The sequence below is a fragment of the Brevundimonas sp. UBA5713 genome (genome assembly GCF_002419815.1).
Lineage (GTDB): Bacteria > Pseudomonadota > Alphaproteobacteria > Caulobacterales > Caulobacteraceae > Brevundimonas.
In genome coordinates, this window is the sequence record NZ_DIGV01000061.1 from 73997 (window position 1) to 89593 (window position 15597).

Sequence of the window (15597 nt, forward strand, 5' to 3'; positions counted from 1 at the left end):
GAGATGAAGCCTTGGCTTTGGGGGGTAGCTGTCGCGGCCTTGGTCGTCGGTGGATGCGCAGGACGGGCGGGCGGCGCGTGGGATTTCGTGCGCGGCCATATCGCGGCCAAGTCGACGGTGCTGGAAAACTGGACACCCAGTGATGACGCCGTCGCGCGCGGAGCCATGCAGTTTGCCTTTGGCGACTATGGCGGCCTGAACTCCGATGCCATGGAGACGGTGGCCCTGCCTTGGCGGCTGACGGCGGCGGCGCTGGTGCTGCACCTGTCGCCAGAGAATGTGTCTCGGGACGCGTTACGCCGTATCATGCAGGATTACGGCTTCTTCTATCCGGAAAGCATCGAGAACTGGCCTGCCAGTGCGGGGCCTGCGCCACGGCCCGAGGCGGCTATGGGCTTGGTTCTGGGCACCGGTACACGCTCCATCCCGCAGATCGAGGTGCAGATCGCCAGCACGGGTTGTGCCGCCTGCCATTCCGGCCCGACCTATGACGCGCAGGGTTTGCCGCAACCCACCAAAATCTGGCTGGGCGCGCCTAATCCGTCGCTGGATCTGGAGCGCTATACGCAGGACATCTATGCCGCCTTGGTGAAGGCATCGGGCGATGTGGATGGATTGATGGTGGCCACGCGCGCTCTCTATCCGCAGATGTCGGTGCGCGAGGAAAAGACCCTGCGCGATTTCGTCTGGCCGCGCGTCGAGGATCGGCTGCAAGCGATCGCCAGCACCGGCAACGGCCCTCTGCCGTTCCCTAATGGCCATGCGGGCGTGACCAATGGCGTTGCGGCCCTGAAGATGCAGCACGGTCAGCTGGTGGGGGATTCCGCCGCCTATGATCGCGAGCGGGGCTTTACCTCCATACCGCATCTGGCCGACCGGACGTTCCGGTCCATGCTGATGTGGGATGGCGGCTATGCGCCCGCCGGGGCGCCTGCGCGCGAGCGGGTCATTACGGCAGACGACATCACGCCCGACCATGTGGCCGATATCGCCAGCATCGCGGCCTATTTCGCCGTGCCGACCATGGGTGTTTCCAGCCCCACCGCCGTGCGCGCCATTCCTCAGGTGAAGGAGGCGTTCGGCTTTGTGGGCAGTGTGCGCCCGCAGCCCTTCCCGGGGCAGATCGACCTGACGCGGGCCGAGCGGGGGGCGCGCCGGTTTGAGCAGACCTGCTCTACCTGCCACGGCAACTATCAGGAAACGCCGCAGGGGCCGCGTCTGGTACGCTTCCCCAATGTGCTCAAGAGCGTCGGCACCGATCCGGTGCGGGCCGAAATGCTGGATCAGGCCTTGGTCGATGCGGTGAACCGTAGCGCCATACGCCCCTACATCCGCGCCGAAAGTACAGGACGGTACGCGCCTCCACCATTGACCGGAATCTGGCAAAGCGCGCCCTATCTGCACAATGGTTCGGTGCCGTCTCTGGCGGCCCTGCTGGGGCTGGAGGAGCGGCCAGTGACCTTCCGCGTCGGGGGGCACGCCATGGATTTGGACAAGGTGGGGGTGGCCTATCCGGCGGGCTATCAGCCCTATAGCCGCCGATCACAGGTCGACACCCGCCAGCGTGGCATGGGCAATGGTGGCCACACCCGCATGTTCGAGGCGCTAAGCCTCGAAGATCGACGCGACCTGCTGGAATATCTGAAGCGCCTCTAAGGCAGGATCAGCTCATTCACGGGCAAGCGTGCAGGCGGTGGCAGGCGCTGTGCGTCGACCATACCCACGCGTAAAACGGTCACGACGCGCTGGTCCGGCGACAGTTGCAGCCGCTTGGCCATTTCGGCTGCGGCCTCGGCATCATCGCCCAATATGGTCAGCACGCCAGCGCTCAATCCCAAGGCCGTCAACTCCAGCCACATTCGATGCCAGTCCCGGCCCGTCTGGAACGGGTCTGCGTCTCTGTCTTGTACAAAGGCGATCAGAGCGGCAGCACTTTGTGTGGCGGCAGCTTCGGCGGTGAGCGGACCGGCCAGTTTTAACGCATCCAGTATCTCGAAAAGCGGCCAGCTCAACACGGCACCCGCAGCCAGCGCCATGGGCGTCGGCATATTCATGGCCTTGGCGTTCAGCCCGTCGCGGTGCCAGTCGGGGTGGCGAGAGGTGAGCCGCATCCATGAGGTCAGCTCCTCGCGATAGGCACGATTGCGGAAAGCGCGCATGGTGGCCCGATCGGTCAGGCGAGCAATGCGGGCGATGTCGGTATCGTCCGAGAGGATGCGAATATCCGGTCGTGACAGGGCTGGGATTGCGGCACGGGCCTGCGTTTTGGCGGTCTTGTCGAAATGGCCCCGATAGGTGCGCCGCTGTGTCAGATAGGGAGCCAGCGGATCGGGAGCCGTAGTCCGTGTCACCCCAAGGCGGGCCACCTCATCGGATTCTGGGACTGTGACAGACAGGCCAATGCCGCGTGCGCTGGCGGCAATGATCATCCCCTCGGCAGCCGCACCGTGGCTGGCTGCGGCATCGCGGCCTGTGGGATCGCCCACCGGCAGGCGGCGCGTGGGCGACTGAACAAGGGCGACGGTGTTGGCATCAACCATGCGCCAAAGCGTCGGCTGGATGTTGTGGACGTTGGGCGACAGGCTGGCCTCGGCGACCAATTCGCGGAACAGGTCGGGGGTCATGCGATGGCCCTTCTGAACAGGTGGGTGCGATGCAGACGCCGCGCGCCCAGCCGTTCCATCTGGCGCAGCGAGGCCTTGTTCACATCGGCAATCCACGTCACGCCACAGGTCCTGTAGCGGCCCTTCTTCAGCGCCCCGACCACGCGATGGAGCATGGCGGCGTTCACACCCTTGCCCTGATGTTCGGGCATGACCGAATAGAGGATGATGACCGCACGTTTGGGCGTGAACAGGCCGCGCAGCCACGACCAAACCATTCGCACGCCATAACGCGCGCCTGCGTGGCGAACGAATGGATTAAGGTCGGGAATACAGATGACTACGCCCGCAGGTTTGCCCTGATAGTGAAGAATGGCAGCCAGTGACGGGTCCATCACCCACATCATCTCGCCCGCCTGAAACTGGAACTCTTCGGCGGTCAGGGGCACGAACATCGGGTTCTGGTCAAACCCGCCGTTCAAGCATAGGCGACCTTCCTCCATCCGCAGCTTGAAGTCCTTGCGGGTGATGGGCGCAAAGCTCCAGTCGGGCGAGGCGAGGATCTCGCGCGCGCCTGTGTTCAGCAGGGCTTCGGGATCGACCGTCTGCGGCGTGAACTCCCACGTCGACATGGGAAACTCGGCGGCAAACCCCAGTCGTTCGAGATGGGCTGCCAGATAGGGCGGTTGCCACATCATGTCGGTGGTGGGGGCGTTGTCGAACCCTTCGGTCACCATGCCAACCATCTGCATGGCCGTCAGGTTGAAGGGGCCGACGACCACGGTGTCGCCGTGGCGCTTGGCGAAATCCTCGATGGCGGTGAACAGCAGATCGATGGCCTCGGCATCGTCCGCCGCATCGAAATAGCCGAAGCAGGTGCGCGCCCAGCCGTGGCGTTCGTTGGATTGCAGATGGCGATGCGCAGTGGCGCGGGCGACGGGTCTGCCGTTGCGTTTCACCACATAGAACTCCAGCACACCGCCCGACTTCATCATCGGGTTCTGCTTCGGATCGAGGTACTTTTTCAGGTCCGAACGCATCATCGACACATAGGGCGACGATGCCGGATAGACCTCGAACGGTACACGGAAGAAGGCGTCGAAATCGCCGCGAACCAGTTCCATCGTCATCAGGCGATCTCTTTGGCGGCCAGCGGGGCGGCCAGTTTCTGGAATAGGGCCATAGCCCGCTCGTCTTCGTCCAGCAGGGCCGAGCCACCCAGCGCGACAAGGCCGATCTGCAAGGGCTGATGGCCAATCAGAATAGCGTGGGTCGAGTTGTGACGCAGCAGCAGGTCGCGCATCTGTTCGCGCGCATCGGCCAGTTCGTGATCGGCCCACAGGCTGGACAAATGCACGACCGGCTTACCCTCGAATGCAGCGGGAAGGAGGGCGGCGTCATAGTCGTTCAGATCCGCCCCCTGCGCCACGATCAGCCCTTCCAGCGGCGCGACGCGGCTGGCCTCGGCGATGAAGGCGGACAGGCTGGAGGTATCGGCGGCGATCACCGTTTTTTCAAACAGGCGGCGTTGTTGGTCATTACCGCCCGAGCGCAGGCGCAGCAGCACCGAAAGGGCCAGAATGGCCGCTACCGTTACAGCCAGCACCGATCCGGCCTCCAACCAGCTGGCCGGCGTGTTCAGCCATAACAAGGCACCGGTTAGCAGAAGCGCTGTCACAAAGGCCAAAGACAGCTCTTTGACGGTGTCCAGCCAGCCCTTGGGCGCATTGGCCCCCGCCGCTGCGGCATAGGCCAGCCCCAACATGCCCAAGGCCGACAGTCCGATAGGCGAGCCGATGCGGAAGTCCGTCACTGCCAGCAGTCCAGTCGCCAGTAGGGCACGCGCATAGGCGTTCAGCGTCGAGTTCTCCATCGGCGACAGGCTGTCCCGACGGCGAAACACGATCAAACCCAGCACCAGTAGCAAGGCGCACGGTACATAGATGGCGAGGCTGAAGGCACGCTCTATGCCGCTGCCTGCCAGCACCGCCGCCAGTATCCCCAGTACGGTGCCGCCGCCTATAACGATCTTGATCCACAGGGGCGCATGCCGACGCAGCAGGATTTCGGCTAGCAAAAGCGCCGCCGTCGGCAAGGCGCAGGCCAAAATCAGCGACAGGGCACTGAACATGCCCCAACCCGTCGCGGGCGACAGAAACCGGCACAGGTAAAACAGCCCCGACAGGCCGAACACCAGCAAAAGCACATTCTGCACGGTGGAGCGACGCGCGCGTCGCCATAGCACCAGCGCAACCGCCAGTGCGCCGATGGCACCAAAACCATCGACCAGCATCCGCGTGGTTTCTGCCAAAGATGTGTCCATCAGCCCGCCAGCAGCTTCTGCATAAAGCGGCGCACCACCATGGCCTTCAGCGCGCCGATGGGGGCGGGCAGGGGCCGCTCGCATCTGGCGTCACGGGTATTCATAAACCAGCCACGGCAGTCGGTTTTGGTCTTGCGGCCCATCAGCAGAGCCAGCGCCTCGCCCGCCATCAGGCATCCGGCGGTAGTGACCATGGGGGCAAAGCTCATGCGCTTGCGCTTGCCCGCGGCCATTTCGGCGGCGGCGGTCAGGTCGATATGGGTGTGACTGGAGGAGTGGGTCATCACCCATTCCAGCTCTTTCATGAAACAGTCGGCGGCCTGTTCCTCAGTGATGGCTTTCCAGTCCGTACCCCTGATCGGATAGCGCAGCCGCTCTTCCGGGCGCGGATCAGTGGGGCGAACCACAATCACCGAGGGCAGGGGCGAGGCATAGGCGTCTATCACCGTCGCGCCGTGCTGTTTGGCCTTGCGGTAAAGCTGCGCTGTGGCCGGAATGTCGTCACAGCCGTTGATGATGACGCTGTATTCGGCGCACAGTTCATCGAGTTTATCGGTCCATTCGGCCCCCAGAACCGTCAGGTCCAGTTCGGGATTGATGCGCTTCAGCCCTTCTGCGGTGACCTCGGCTTTCGGGCGGTCCACCGTGTCGGTAAAGGCGAATAGCTGGCGGTTCAGGTTTGATGTCTCGAAGGTGTCCAAGTCGGCAATGGCGATCTTGCCCACGCCCGCGCGCACCAGCATTTGCACCGCAGCCCCGCCCATGCCGCCTACGCCAACGACAAAGACGGCTCCGTCTTTCAGCCGCTGCTGCTCGGCATCAGAAATGAAGCCGATATTGCGGGTGGTCATTTCGGAATAGAAGTCGGTCATCAGCTCATCTTCGCAGGTCGCAGCACGCCCCAGGCGCGGTTGGGCGACAGCCAATAGATCAGGGGCAGGATGGCCATGCGCGCCCCCAGCAACAGGATCAGCCCCGTCAGCCCCATGGCCGTGGTCGGCGGGGCGACTTTACGCAGATACTGGCCCGCCGCAGCCATATCGATACGCCCGATCTGGATCAGGTCATCGCCGCGGTCATAGTCCAGCTGCTGACGGCAAAAGTCGTTGTATTTCTGTTTTCTGTGTGGGGCGGCCTGTTCGAACGTCTTCTTCAGAGCGTCGGAGCCGCCCGTATAGGCGTTGGTGATGACGAAGCGCCCCTCGTCAAAACCGGCCTCGTCGCCCACGCCGAACGCGGCGCGGTGCTTGGCCATGATCTGGCGGCCCAGCGACAGGTGATCAAAACTGCGCCGCGCATCAGGGCGAGGCGAGGGGAACACGTCGGTGAAGGTTTCGGTCACCATGCCCGCCACGGCAGGCACTTGGGTGACGTTGGAAATCCACATCGGCCGCCCCTGACCAGTCAGGAACATCAGCACGCAGGTCAGTCCGTACAGCATGGCCGAAAACCCGCGCCCGCGTGCGTTCGGGTCCACCATCACCAGCCCCAGATGCATAACCTGCGTCGGTCGGCTCGCCAGCTCTACATCCAGCAAGGACAGCACATTGAACGCTACCGGCTTGCGCGGGCCTTTAGGCGTATCGGATTGATAAACGACCGTGATGACGCAGTTGTCCAACCGCTCTCGATCACCGCCGAGCACGCCATAAGCCAGCTCTTCGTCCGTCAGCGTCAAAGACGCCACCCGGCGCAAATCTGCCACCAGCCGCGCTGTTTCCTCCGCCGGCAAATGCCGCCCCGGACGCTCCACGATCCGCGTCCACAACGTCCGGCCTGACCTCCACGTCAGATTGATCATCCGAACGCGCGCTCCCCTTCATGCACTGACGATATCAGGACCTCTCAGCGCAGGGAGGTCAATGGCAGCTTAGTGCGATGAGGGCAAACCAGACTCAACGTCATCGTTAAAGAAGCGAATACCAAGACCAGCTGTAGAACTTTAATGCAGAAGCACGACGAATTAGTCCCCGAAGGGATGGTGTTCTGTTCAAACTGTTCTGAAAAATCAGTCCCTTAGAGGGACCTGGCGGAGAGGGGGGGATTCGAACCCCCGGTACGCTTCCACGTACGCCGCATTTCGAGTGCGGTACATTCAACCACTCTGCCACCTCTCCGCGGGTCGTAGTCCCTAATGGGGCTGAGCGAGGAGCGCTATGTAGCCAAGGTGCCCTTGGGCTGCAAGCTGATTCTGCGGAAAAATTTCAGAAAATTCCGATATGGTTCAACGCTGTCCCGGAAGGGCCAGGCCAGGGGCGGAGCCGGTGGCCACATCGGGCCCGATATAGCGGAAAAGCTCGGCGGGCCGACCGCCTGTGTCGGTGGCCAGTTGGCCGGTCGCCGAGACCAGTCCTGTGCGCTCGACGCCACGGCGGAAATTCTGTTTATGCAGGGCCAGACCCGATACAGCCTCGGCGGCGGTCTGAAGGTTGGACAGGGTAAAGCGGTCCGGCATCAGGTCGAACAGCACCGGACGATATTTCAGCTTGGCACGCAGACGGCCCAGACCGGTCGCGACAATGCGCCGGTGGTCGGAGGCCATGGACAGGTCGCCCAGAGACGGTGGTGCGGGGCGATCATGGTCGCGCGAGGCCTCATCCACCAGACCTGCCTCATAAAGCAGCTCATAGCGCTCCAGCACGCGCTCTTCGTTCCAGCGGGTGTCGGGCGACAGGGGAAACAGACCGTCGATGCGCGACAGGCGGCGGGCGTCGTTGCCGGCCCAACGCTTCAGCCCATCAATGAGATTTGGCAGGCTGGCAGGCGGGCCGCAGCGCCAGTCTTCCCACGGGAAGATATCAAACAGGGGCGTCCATGCCGCAGCGCGGCCTTCGGTGGCGAAATCAGCGGCATTGGCGCTGTTGGTGGTCAGGGCCAGATAGCCGACTGACACTTCACGCGCGGCCTGTGGCCCCGGCGTGGCGCGCGGAGAGGCGCGGCCAATGTCGCCGAAAGTGTAGAGCTGTTCGACGAATCCCAGCGGAAAGCCGGTCTGCTCGGTCACGAACTGGCGCAGGGCCAGTTCGAAGGTGCGGTCTTTGACCGGATCGAAGGGACCGAAGGGCAGGGCGGGCGTGCCGTCAGGCGCACGGGTGGTGAGCACTACGGCCTGACGGTTATGCAGGGCGATGACGACCGCAGACAGGCCGATCCGCACGCCAACCTCGGCGGTATGGGGCGCGTCTGCGGATGATGGTGCCGTCATGCCAGCCCTGCGGAGTTCAGCCTAACGCGTTGATGCGATGCCGACAGCTTCGGACAGTTCGCGGTAGCGGTCCAGATAGGCCTTTTGTGCCTCGGCGGCGGGCATGGGCGTCAGGGTGACGCTATAGCCAGCGGGGGGCGCGCCGAAAATCTGCACCGACTCGCGCTTGGTAAAGCCCGCCAACTGGGTGGCTTCGAAGAAGGCGCTGGCTTTGTCGGCCTTTTTGATCAACGTCTTGATGTTAACCGGCGTCTTGGGCGGCAGCTGGAAGCGCACGTGAATGGCGGCTTCCAAGCGGGCCTCGAAATCCTTGTACGACGAGCCAAGCGCCGACTTGAACGGCGAGATCATGTCGCCGATGACATATTCGGAGGCATCGTGCAGCAGGGCCGCCAGCTGCCACTTGGGTTCCAGCCCCGGGCGAATGACGCGGCACAGTTCTTCGACGATCAGAGAGTGCTGGGCCACGGAAAAGGCATGGTCGCCGACCGTCTGGCCGTTCCAGCGGGCCACACGGGCCAAGCCGTGGGCGATGTCTTCGATTTCGATATCAAACGGCGAAGGGTCGAGGAGATCCAGCCGACGGCCCGACAGCATGCGCTGCCAAGCACGCGGGGGCTTTGGCGTGCGCGGCTTTTTCGGACGCGGTGCCAGCTCGTCGTCGATCTCTTCGGCCAAAAGTACAGTCCTGCTCATGTCGCAGGTCTGGTGAACCAGCTTGGTGGCCCTTTCAAGGGCGACCTCTGTAAAACCTCGGATTAATCCCCGACGTTCAGAGCCACCAGCGCCTTGGCGGCCTCGATCATGTCATCCGGGTCACGGTCGCGGCTGCGGTATGTGGCCACGACAATGGGGCCGCTGGACGGACCGCGCGCCTCATAGCCGACCACGCGCCAGCCGGAAGGGCCGGGGTTGGCGACCACATTCATCATGGTGGCGCGCACGGCGTTTTTGCTGTCGGTGCGGATTTCGGCGCCTGCGTCGGTGGCCTTGATAACCGCTTGCCGGTCGCCATCGGTGGCGGTGATATGGCTGCCGGTGTCGTCGGCGCGTATGGTCAGGCCGCCAATACGGATGTTGGCGCGGTCACCATCGGCTTCGATCTTCATGCCGGGCAGGGCGACAGTAGCGCGGTCACCCTGTGCATCGACCGACATACCCGGAAGGCGCACCGTGGCGCGATCGCTGTCACCGCCAGCGCTGGCCTCGGCGTCGCCGGCAAAAGCGTCCGTCTCTGTGACGGGGCCATCGGCAGCGGCGAGTTGCGCACCCATGCCCAGATCGTCCTGAAAACGTTTCAGAACCGCATCGGCCCCCTGACCGTCCAGCGAAACGAGATGCAGCTTGACCTCGGAGCCGCGGGGACCGGCATAGGTGCAGGTCTGACCGCCATCGCTGGCGGTGCCGCGACGGGTCAGAACGCCCTGATCGGTGGGACATTGCAGGGCGTCGATGACCTTAAGCACGGAACCGGAATCCGAGCTGGAAGTGGTGGTGATGCGCACATTGCTGTTGCTGTCGCAGGCGGACAGGGCCAGCAGGGCAACAATCGGCCAGATCATCTTCGACATCGGCAACTCCTATACGCGCAATACTGATGCGCATTCGACATGCGCACCAGTGAAAAGGCGGTAACCTGCGGTCAGACTTTAGCCACCCGGCCTCATGCCTTCGCGGCGGGCCAGAAAGGCCAATCGCTCGAACAGGTGGATGTCCTGCTCGTTTTTCAGCAGCGCGCCGTGCAGCGGCGGGATCAATTTGGTCGGCGATTTTTCGCGCAGGGTTTCCGGATCGATCTCGTCCACCAGCAGCAGTTTCAGCCAATCCAGCAGTTCGGACGTAGATGGCTTCTTCTTGAGGCCGGGGGTCTCGCGGATTTCATAGAAAGTCTTGAGCGCCTCGGACACCAGACGCGGCTTGATGCCTGGGAAGTGGACATCGACGATGTCCTTCATCGTCTCGGCGTCGGGGAAGCGGATGTAGTGGAAGAAGCAGCGGCGCAGGAAGGCGTCCGGCAGTTCTTTTTCGTTGTTCGAGGTGATGACCACCACAGGACGTACCTGCGCCTTGATGGTTTCATTGGTCTCCTGAACGTAGAACTCCATCCGGTCCAGTTCCTGAAGCAGGTCGTTCGGAAACTCGATGTCGGCCTTGTCGATTTCGTCGATCAGCAGAACGGGGCGCACGTCGGAGGTAAAGGCCTCCCACAGCTTGCCCTTTTTCAGATAGTTGCGAACGTCCTTGACCTTTTCGTCGCCCAGCTGGCTGTCGCGCAGACGGCTGACGGCGTCATACTCATAAAGGCCGTTGTGGGCCTTGGTCGTGGACTTGATGTGCCAGGTGATGAGCGGGGCGTTGAGCGCCTTGGCCAGCTCATAGGCCAGCACCGTCTTACCGGTGCCGGGCTCTCCCTTGATCAGCAAGGGGCGCTCCAGCGCCACGGCGGCATTGACCGCGACCTTCAGGTCGTCGGTGGCGATATAGTCGGACGTGCCTTCGAACCGGCTGCTCATACGAAACCTGCTCCTGAGATGTGTCTCAAGAGCAGGTAGCTTAAAGATACTCTCCTGAATAGATCAGGTGATATGTTTCGGCGACGGCGGATCGCTGGCGTCCATGGTTTCTTCGACGGCTTCGTCTACCAGAGCTTCCTGCCGGTTCTCGGCGTCCTTCAGCTTGTCTTCCAACTGATCGGGCTTTTCGTGTTTGTCCGGCTTTTGGTCGTCGCGGGGTTTATCGGTCATCTATTCCTCCTTAGTCGGGTTTTGGTCATTGGCCCCGTATCCCAGCGCGTCGATGTCCTGATCGGACAGGCGACGCGCTTCCCAGTGGGCCGCCGAGCCTTGGGCTCCGCGCTGGTTTCGCATCAGGCCGGTGTAGACCAGCTCGATTTCGGTGTCGGCGACGGGGCTGTCGTCGGTGTCTGTGTCCGGGGCCTCGATGCTTTGGCCGAGAAGATTATCGGCCTCGGCCTCCAAGGCGCGGCGGCTGTCTTCCGCACGGTTCTCGTGGGGCGTCAGGCGAGACGGATGGGGCAGGGCACCATCACCGCGTGTAGCGTCATAGACGTCATCCAGTTCGTCCAGCAGGGCATCGCCTTCGCCCTCATCATCCAGATGGGTTTCGTCGTAAATCTCGGCCGTATCCTGCGGATCGGTCTCCATGGCGGGGACACCTTCAGGATCAGTCATGTCTGCCTCCTGTCTCGTCTCTGCAAAGTGTAACGGCGGTGATTGACGGCTGTTCCGCCCCATCCGCCGATCGTGATCGTATCGCGAGGGGAACAAGTTCATGGGAAAGCCCCGGTTTCTGCCGTGGAAACTTGGCGGTGCGGGGCAAATCAGAATAGATGATTAACCACGTCGGGTTACGTTTCGTCAGCCGACTACCGTCACGGTGGACTTGATTACGGAGACTCCGCCCTTGCCTCTGAAACTGTCGCTGAAGCCCGGCGAGAAATTCGTGCTGAACGGCGCTGTTGTGCAAAACGGCGATCGTCGCGGTGTTCTGGTGCTTCAGAACAAGGCCAGCGTGCTGCGCGAGAAAGACATCATGCAGCCGGAGCAGGCCAATACGCCCGCCCGTCGCATCTATTTCCCCGTCATGATGATGTATCTGGACGAGGGAGATGCCCCGAAATTCTATGACGAGTTCGCGCTGCGTCTGTCGGAGTTCATGGGGGTAATTTCCAATCCGGAAATCCTGAACGAGTGCGTCACCTGCTCGCGCCACGTCATGAACCGCCAGTACTACAAGGCGCTGATGTGCGCCCGAAAGATTGTTGATTACGAGGATCAAAGGCTCGGCAATGTCGCTTCAAGCGTACAAAACAGCGTCGACGCGGGCTGAGACCCCGCGTCAGGCCGAATACCGCCTTTTCGGTCAGGTCACGCGCGCCCTGATGCATGCCTCGACGCTGGACAAGAACCAGTTCGCCGAGCGCATGGACGCGCTGGACTGGAACCGCCGTATGTGGAGTGCGCTGGCCACGGCCTGTTCGGAGCCGGGCAATCAACTGCCCGCCCCGCTGCGTGCCCACATCATCTCGCTCAGCCTGTTTGTGTCGCGTCACACCTCCGAGGTCGCGCGCGGTGATGATGATTTCTCGACCCTGATCGACATCAACCGCATGATCATGCAGGGGCTGAGTGGCCAGACCGAGTAGGGCAGCCGGTTAAAACAGGTTGCCGAACCAGTCGGCGATGCCGGTCAGGATGGCGACAGCCGCCCTCCACACGAACAGGAAATAGATGCCGCTGGCCACTGTGCCGGCGGCTCCGGCCAGAATGAACAGGCCGTCGCGCTGCAGCACGCCCATTCCGAACAGCGCCAGCGCAAAGCCCGGCAGCATGTCACCGCCGGGAACGGGCAGGGCCATCATGATCGCCAGAAAAATGCACGACACGCCGATCAGCACATCGGCCACCTCTCCTGTCAGCACCGGATAGCGCGGACGGGTCAGTTTTTCGACACGGCGCATCACGCTGATGGGCGTGGCGCTGTCAGGGCGCACGGCAACCTTGCGATTCAGCCAGCCGCGAAACCCCGAGCGCTTGGTGGACAACAGTCTGCGTCTTAGCCAGCGCGGCAGGCCAATGGGCGCATGCAACAGGCGGCGATAGGTGGCTCTGGAGACCTGCCGGTTCAAAATAGCGCGCGGCAACCACACGCGTGTCATCTGCAACGCCATCTCTGCCGAGATCAGGATGATCGGGATGGAAAAGATAGCCTTGCTGCCCGGTGGCCACGGAAAAAGCGCCAGCAAGGACAACAGCAGCACCAAGGCCCCGAAACCCCGCTCTCCAAAAGCGCTGACCAGTTCCCCCAGCTTCAGATGCGGGGATGCCCCATGGCTCAAACCTTCGAGCACATCGGAAAACTTCTGCTTTTCGTCGTAGGGCGGAATTGCGAGGGGTCGCGTCATTAAACGGGCCGAAGAAGGCAGATATGCCCACACGTTAAAGGGATATAGCAACGGTCGCCAAGGGGGATTTGCGACCTGTTTGCTTAACCCGCCAATGGTCCCGTCAGTTCCGCGCGCTGAGGACTTGTGTTGTGGCTTTAGTCGGACGTTTACCCGCACCATAGGCCCAGATGGCCACCCCGATCAGGGCAACCCCCAGAACCACCAGTCCGCCGCCGATGAGCGCACCGTGTGTCTCGGTCAGGTCTGAGCCAATGCCTTGCTTAAAGGCCGTGATCGACGCCAGCCCCACCATGAGCCCGACGCCGCCCAACAGCGCCGCCGAGGCGATGCTTTGCCAGTCGATTTCGGGCGTCTTGCGACGTCTGGGCGGGGTGTGGGGCGTGGTCTCGAACAGGCAGACGGTATCTTCGTGACGCACGACACCAGTCTGGCCAAAGGGAACTTCTGGCGCGGGCAGCACCAAATCATCGCCCGGTCGGAATATCGGGGCCAGCAGGATGCCTTGGGCAGTGACGGTCATCTGCTCCGGCGTTTCGAACAAGGCGCGTTCGGCGCTACGACGGCGATAGGGCAGGTCGGAAGGGGGCGGCTTTCGGTCTGGCACCGCCGCCAAGGCTGCTGCGGCCTGTTCCATCCGCCCCTGACGCAGGTGCGTCAGCACGTCAGACCGGCGGAAACGGTCTAGTCCGATGTTGAAGATAAAACTGATCAGGGCATCGAACTGATGCTGGTTCAGTTCGTGGGCGATCCCGTTGTGGAGGAAATCCACAATAGGGATCAGATCGTGCATCAACAGCAGCTCGGCTTCGGCCTCGACAATCTCGACATCGGCGCGGGCGGACTGGGTGTGGCCATAGCCAATCGTCAGCACGCCATCGCGGCGGGTGACCGCGCGCGGGCGAAAGCCCTCAAGGCTTTTGATCAGAAGCAGCCCCTCGCGGGACAGCTTGCGTTTCCGCAAGGATGCTTTCGCTGACACGGTGTGATCCAAATCGAAACGAAGTGCAGGTTTCGGGAGCCAACCCAGCAAGCCGCATTCCACGGCCCGGTTCGATTTCGAGAGAGGGGCTGCCTTAAAGCAGGACGATGGTCGCCAGACCCAGAAAGATCAGGAAGCCGAAGAAATCGGTCGTGGCCGTGACGAACACTGCCGAGGAGACAGCCGGGTCGAACTTCAGCTTGCTGAGGGTCAGAGGCGTCACCACGCCCACAATGGCCGCCACCAGCATGTTCAGGATCATGGCGGTGGTGATGACCGCCCCGATCTGCCAGTTCTGGAACCACAGGCCCGCGGCCACACCGACCAGAGGCGACAGGATCAGGCCGTTCAACAGGCCCACCGTCAGTTCACGCCAGAAGGTGCGCACGGCGTTGGACGAGTTCAGCTCGCGCGTGGCCAGCGCACGCACTGTCACGGTCAGTGCCTGCGTGCCCGCATTGCCGCCAATGGCCGAGACGATCGGCATCAGCACGGCCAGAGCCACAATCTCTTCGATGGTCCCTTCGAACACAGCGATGACCGCTGCGCCCAAAATGGCGGTGAACAGGTTGATACCCAGCCATGGCACGCGCGAACGCACGATTTCAGCCACCGAAGACGAACGGTCTTCGTCGGCCACACCGGCGAGGCGCATGAAGTCCTCGCGGTTTTCTTCCTGAATGATGTTCACCACGTCATCGACGGTCAGCTGACCGACCAGACGACCGGCGACATCCACAACAGGGGCCGAGATCAGGTGGTATTTTTCGAAGATGTAGGCGACTTCTTCCTGATCGACGTTGACGGCGATTTCGTTCACCGGCTCCATCAGGTCGGCCAGTGCGGCAGTGCGCGGGCTGCGCAACAGGCGGCTGATCGCCACGCTGCCGACAGGGCGGTTCAGCGGGTCGACCACATAGATATCAAAGAACAGCTCGGGCAGGTCGTCGCCATGCTGGCGCACGTGATCGATGGTATCGCCTACCGTCCAGAACTGCGGCGCGGCCATGAACTCGCGCTGCATAAGACGACCGGCGGTGTCTTCATCGTAGCCCAGCGAGGATTCGATGGCGGCACGGTCGGTTTCCGGCATGGCAGCCAGAACCTTCTCGCGCTGATCGTCCTCAAGGTCTTCGACAACTGCAGCCGCGTCGTCTGAATCCAATTCCTGCAGGGCCTCGGCCAGTACGCCGGAGGGAACGCGCTCTAGCACTTCCTCGCGGATACCGTCGTCCATTTCCGGCAGGGTTTCGGCCAGAAGCTCGGGCGGGAGCCATTGGACCACAACGGCGCGATGTTCGGCCGTCAGGAAGCCCATCAGATCGGCGACGTCGGCGGGGTGGAGGTCTTCCAGAAGGCCACGCAGACGCATGCCGTCGCCATCGTCGGCGGCATCCACCACCATCTCGACGAAGTTGGCGGTCAGGGCGTAGTCATCGCCCAGAGCGACATGCTCCTCGGCAATTTGCTCGAGGGCGATGTCATTCTCTGTTTGAGAGGGGTTCAGATCAGGTTTCAGGTCGGCGGGGTCCGTGTGTGTCACGTCGTAGCCTCCCTGAG

The 15597-nt window shown here is 62.6% G+C and carries 17 protein-coding genes and 1 tRNA gene; 3 read left to right on the top strand and 15 right to left on the bottom strand.

The genetic code is table 11. The annotated features are described in order from the left end of the window. The first annotated feature begins 3 nt into the window (after nt 1–3). Complete coding sequence (locus tag B3B04_RS14310; protein ID WP_292043845.1) at nt 4–1656, top strand: hypothetical protein; 1653 nt, start codon at nt 4–6, stop codon at nt 1654–1656. On the opposite strand, the gene B3B04_RS14315 is transcribed toward B3B04_RS14310, so the two are convergent. The 12 genes from B3B04_RS14315 to B3B04_RS14370 all read right to left on the bottom strand — a co-directional run bounded on the left by B3B04_RS14315 (nt 1653) and on the right by B3B04_RS14370 (nt 11322). Then, complete coding sequence (locus B3B04_RS14315) at nt 1653–2624, bottom strand: hypothetical protein (protein ID WP_292043847.1); 972 nt, start codon at nt 2622–2624, stop codon at nt 1653–1655. The genes B3B04_RS14310 and B3B04_RS14315 overlap by 4 nt on opposite strands. Further along, nucleotides 2621–3733 carry a GNAT family N-acetyltransferase gene (locus B3B04_RS14320; RefSeq protein ID WP_292043849.1) on the bottom strand — a complete coding sequence of 371 codons (1113 nt, stop codon included), beginning with the start codon at nt 3731–3733 and terminating at the stop codon, nt 2621–2623. The genes B3B04_RS14315 and B3B04_RS14320 overlap by 4 nt, the downstream gene beginning before the upstream one ends. Beyond that, nucleotides 3733–4926 (bottom strand): hypothetical protein, encoded by a 1194-nt coding sequence (locus tag B3B04_RS14325; RefSeq protein ID WP_292043852.1) that lies wholly within the window; start codon nt 4924–4926, stop codon nt 3733–3735. The genes B3B04_RS14320 and B3B04_RS14325 overlap by 1 nt, the downstream gene beginning before the upstream one ends. Beyond that, complete coding sequence (locus B3B04_RS14330; protein WP_292043854.1) at nt 4926–5798, bottom strand: HesA/MoeB/ThiF family protein; 873 nt, start codon at nt 5796–5798, stop codon at nt 4926–4928. The genes B3B04_RS14325 and B3B04_RS14330 overlap by 1 nt, the downstream gene beginning before the upstream one ends. Next, entirely contained in the window at nt 5798–6631 is an 834-nt protein-coding gene (locus B3B04_RS14335) for a hypothetical protein (protein ID WP_292043855.1), read from the bottom strand. Before B3B04_RS14335 ends, B3B04_RS14330 begins: the two co-directional genes overlap by 1 nt. A gap of 322 nt (nt 6632–6953) precedes the next feature. Next, a tRNA-Ser gene (locus B3B04_RS14340) sits at nt 6954–7043 on the bottom strand. A gap of 107 nt (nt 7044–7150) precedes the next feature. Continuing rightward, nucleotides 7151–8131, bottom strand: a complete 981-nt coding sequence (locus tag B3B04_RS14345; protein WP_292043857.1) for an NUDIX hydrolase — start codon at nt 8129–8131, stop codon at nt 7151–7153. 21 nt (nt 8132–8152) lie between these two features. Beyond that, nucleotides 8153–8728: an HD family hydrolase gene (locus B3B04_RS14350; protein WP_292043895.1), complete on the bottom strand. Its 576-nt coding sequence runs from the start codon at nt 8726–8728 to the stop codon at nt 8153–8155. Nucleotides 8729–8889: 161 nt separating this feature from the next. Further along, nucleotides 8890–9702, bottom strand: coding sequence for a methyltransferase type 11 (locus B3B04_RS14355; RefSeq protein WP_292043859.1), 813 nt, complete (start codon nt 9700–9702; stop codon nt 8890–8892). A gap of 78 nt (nt 9703–9780) precedes the next feature. Next, on the bottom strand, nt 9781–10644 hold the full coding sequence (locus tag B3B04_RS14360; RefSeq protein WP_292043861.1) for an AAA family ATPase: 864 nt from the start codon (nt 10642–10644) through the stop codon (nt 9781–9783). 63 nt (nt 10645–10707) lie between these two features. Then, a complete protein-coding gene (locus B3B04_RS14365) occupies nt 10708–10875 on the bottom strand; it encodes a hypothetical protein (RefSeq protein ID WP_292043864.1) in 168 nt (55 codons plus the stop codon). After that, complete coding sequence (locus tag B3B04_RS14370) at nt 10876–11322, bottom strand: hypothetical protein (RefSeq protein ID WP_292043865.1); 447 nt, start codon at nt 11320–11322, stop codon at nt 10876–10878. A 232-nt stretch (nt 11323–11554) separates the two neighbouring features. Between B3B04_RS14370 and flbT the strand changes: the two genes are divergently transcribed. Together flbT and flaF are read left to right on the top strand one after the other, a co-directional pair. Beyond that, nucleotides 11555–11980 carry a flagellar biosynthesis repressor FlbT gene (gene flbT / locus B3B04_RS14375; RefSeq protein ID WP_292043867.1) on the top strand — a complete coding sequence of 142 codons (426 nt, stop codon included), beginning with the start codon at nt 11555–11557 and terminating at the stop codon, nt 11978–11980. After that, complete coding sequence (flaF, locus tag B3B04_RS14380) at nt 11940–12296, top strand: flagellar biosynthesis regulator FlaF (RefSeq protein WP_292043868.1); 357 nt, start codon at nt 11940–11942, stop codon at nt 12294–12296. Before flbT ends, flaF begins: the two co-directional genes overlap by 41 nt. Nucleotides 12297–12305: 9 nt before the next feature. Here flaF and B3B04_RS14385 read toward each other — a convergent pair whose 3' ends face one another. The 3 genes from B3B04_RS14385 to mgtE form a co-directional block, all read right to left on the bottom strand. Continuing rightward, on the bottom strand, nt 12306–13055 hold the full coding sequence (locus tag B3B04_RS14385) for an exopolysaccharide biosynthesis protein (protein WP_292043869.1): 750 nt from the start codon (nt 13053–13055) through the stop codon (nt 12306–12308). Between the two features lie 103 nt (nt 13056–13158). Next, entirely contained in the window at nt 13159–14037 is an 879-nt protein-coding gene (locus B3B04_RS14390) for a lysozyme (protein ID WP_292043870.1), read from the bottom strand. A gap of 94 nt (nt 14038–14131) precedes the next feature. Next, nucleotides 14132–15580 carry a magnesium transporter gene (gene mgtE / locus B3B04_RS14395; RefSeq protein WP_292043871.1) on the bottom strand — a complete coding sequence of 483 codons (1449 nt, stop codon included), beginning with the start codon at nt 15578–15580 and terminating at the stop codon, nt 14132–14134. Between the last annotated feature and the right edge of the window lie 17 nt (nt 15581–15597).

Coding starts and splice junctions, on each gene's coding strand:
- B3B04_RS14310 (WP_292043845.1), top strand. CDS start 4: ATGAAGCCTTGGCTTTGGGGGGTAGCTGTCGCGGCCTTGGTCGTCGGT.
- B3B04_RS14315 (WP_292043847.1), bottom strand. CDS start 2,624: ATGACCCCCGACCTGTTCCGCGAATTGGTCGCCGAGGCCAGCCTGTCG.
- B3B04_RS14320 (WP_292043849.1), bottom strand. CDS start 3,733: ATGACGATGGAACTGGTTCGCGGCGATTTCGACGCCTTCTTCCGTGTA.
- B3B04_RS14325 (WP_292043852.1), bottom strand. CDS start 4,926: ATGGACACATCTTTGGCAGAAACCACGCGGATGCTGGTCGATGGTTTT.
- B3B04_RS14330 (WP_292043854.1), bottom strand. CDS start 5,798: ATGACCGACTTCTATTCCGAAATGACCACCCGCAATATCGGCTTCATT.
- B3B04_RS14345 (WP_292043857.1), bottom strand. CDS start 8,131: ATGACGGCACCATCATCCGCAGACGCGCCCCATACCGCCGAGGTTGGC.
- B3B04_RS14350 (WP_292043895.1), bottom strand. CDS start 8,728: ATGCTGTCGGGCCGTCGGCTGGATCTCCTCGACCCTTCGCCGTTTGAT.
- B3B04_RS14355 (WP_292043859.1), bottom strand. CDS start 9,702: ATGTCGAAGATGATCTGGCCGATTGTTGCCCTGCTGGCCCTGTCCGCC.
- B3B04_RS14360 (WP_292043861.1), bottom strand. CDS start 10,644: ATGAGCAGCCGGTTCGAAGGCACGTCCGACTATATCGCCACCGACGAC.
- B3B04_RS14365 (WP_292043864.1), bottom strand. CDS start 10,875: ATGACCGATAAACCCCGCGACGACCAAAAGCCGGACAAACACGAAAAG.
- B3B04_RS14370 (WP_292043865.1), bottom strand. CDS start 11,322: ATGACTGATCCTGAAGGTGTCCCCGCCATGGAGACCGATCCGCAGGAT.
- flaF (WP_292043868.1), top strand. CDS start 11,940: ATGTCGCTTCAAGCGTACAAAACAGCGTCGACGCGGGCTGAGACCCCG.
- B3B04_RS14385 (WP_292043869.1), bottom strand. CDS start 13,055: ATGACGCGACCCCTCGCAATTCCGCCCTACGACGAAAAGCAGAAGTTT.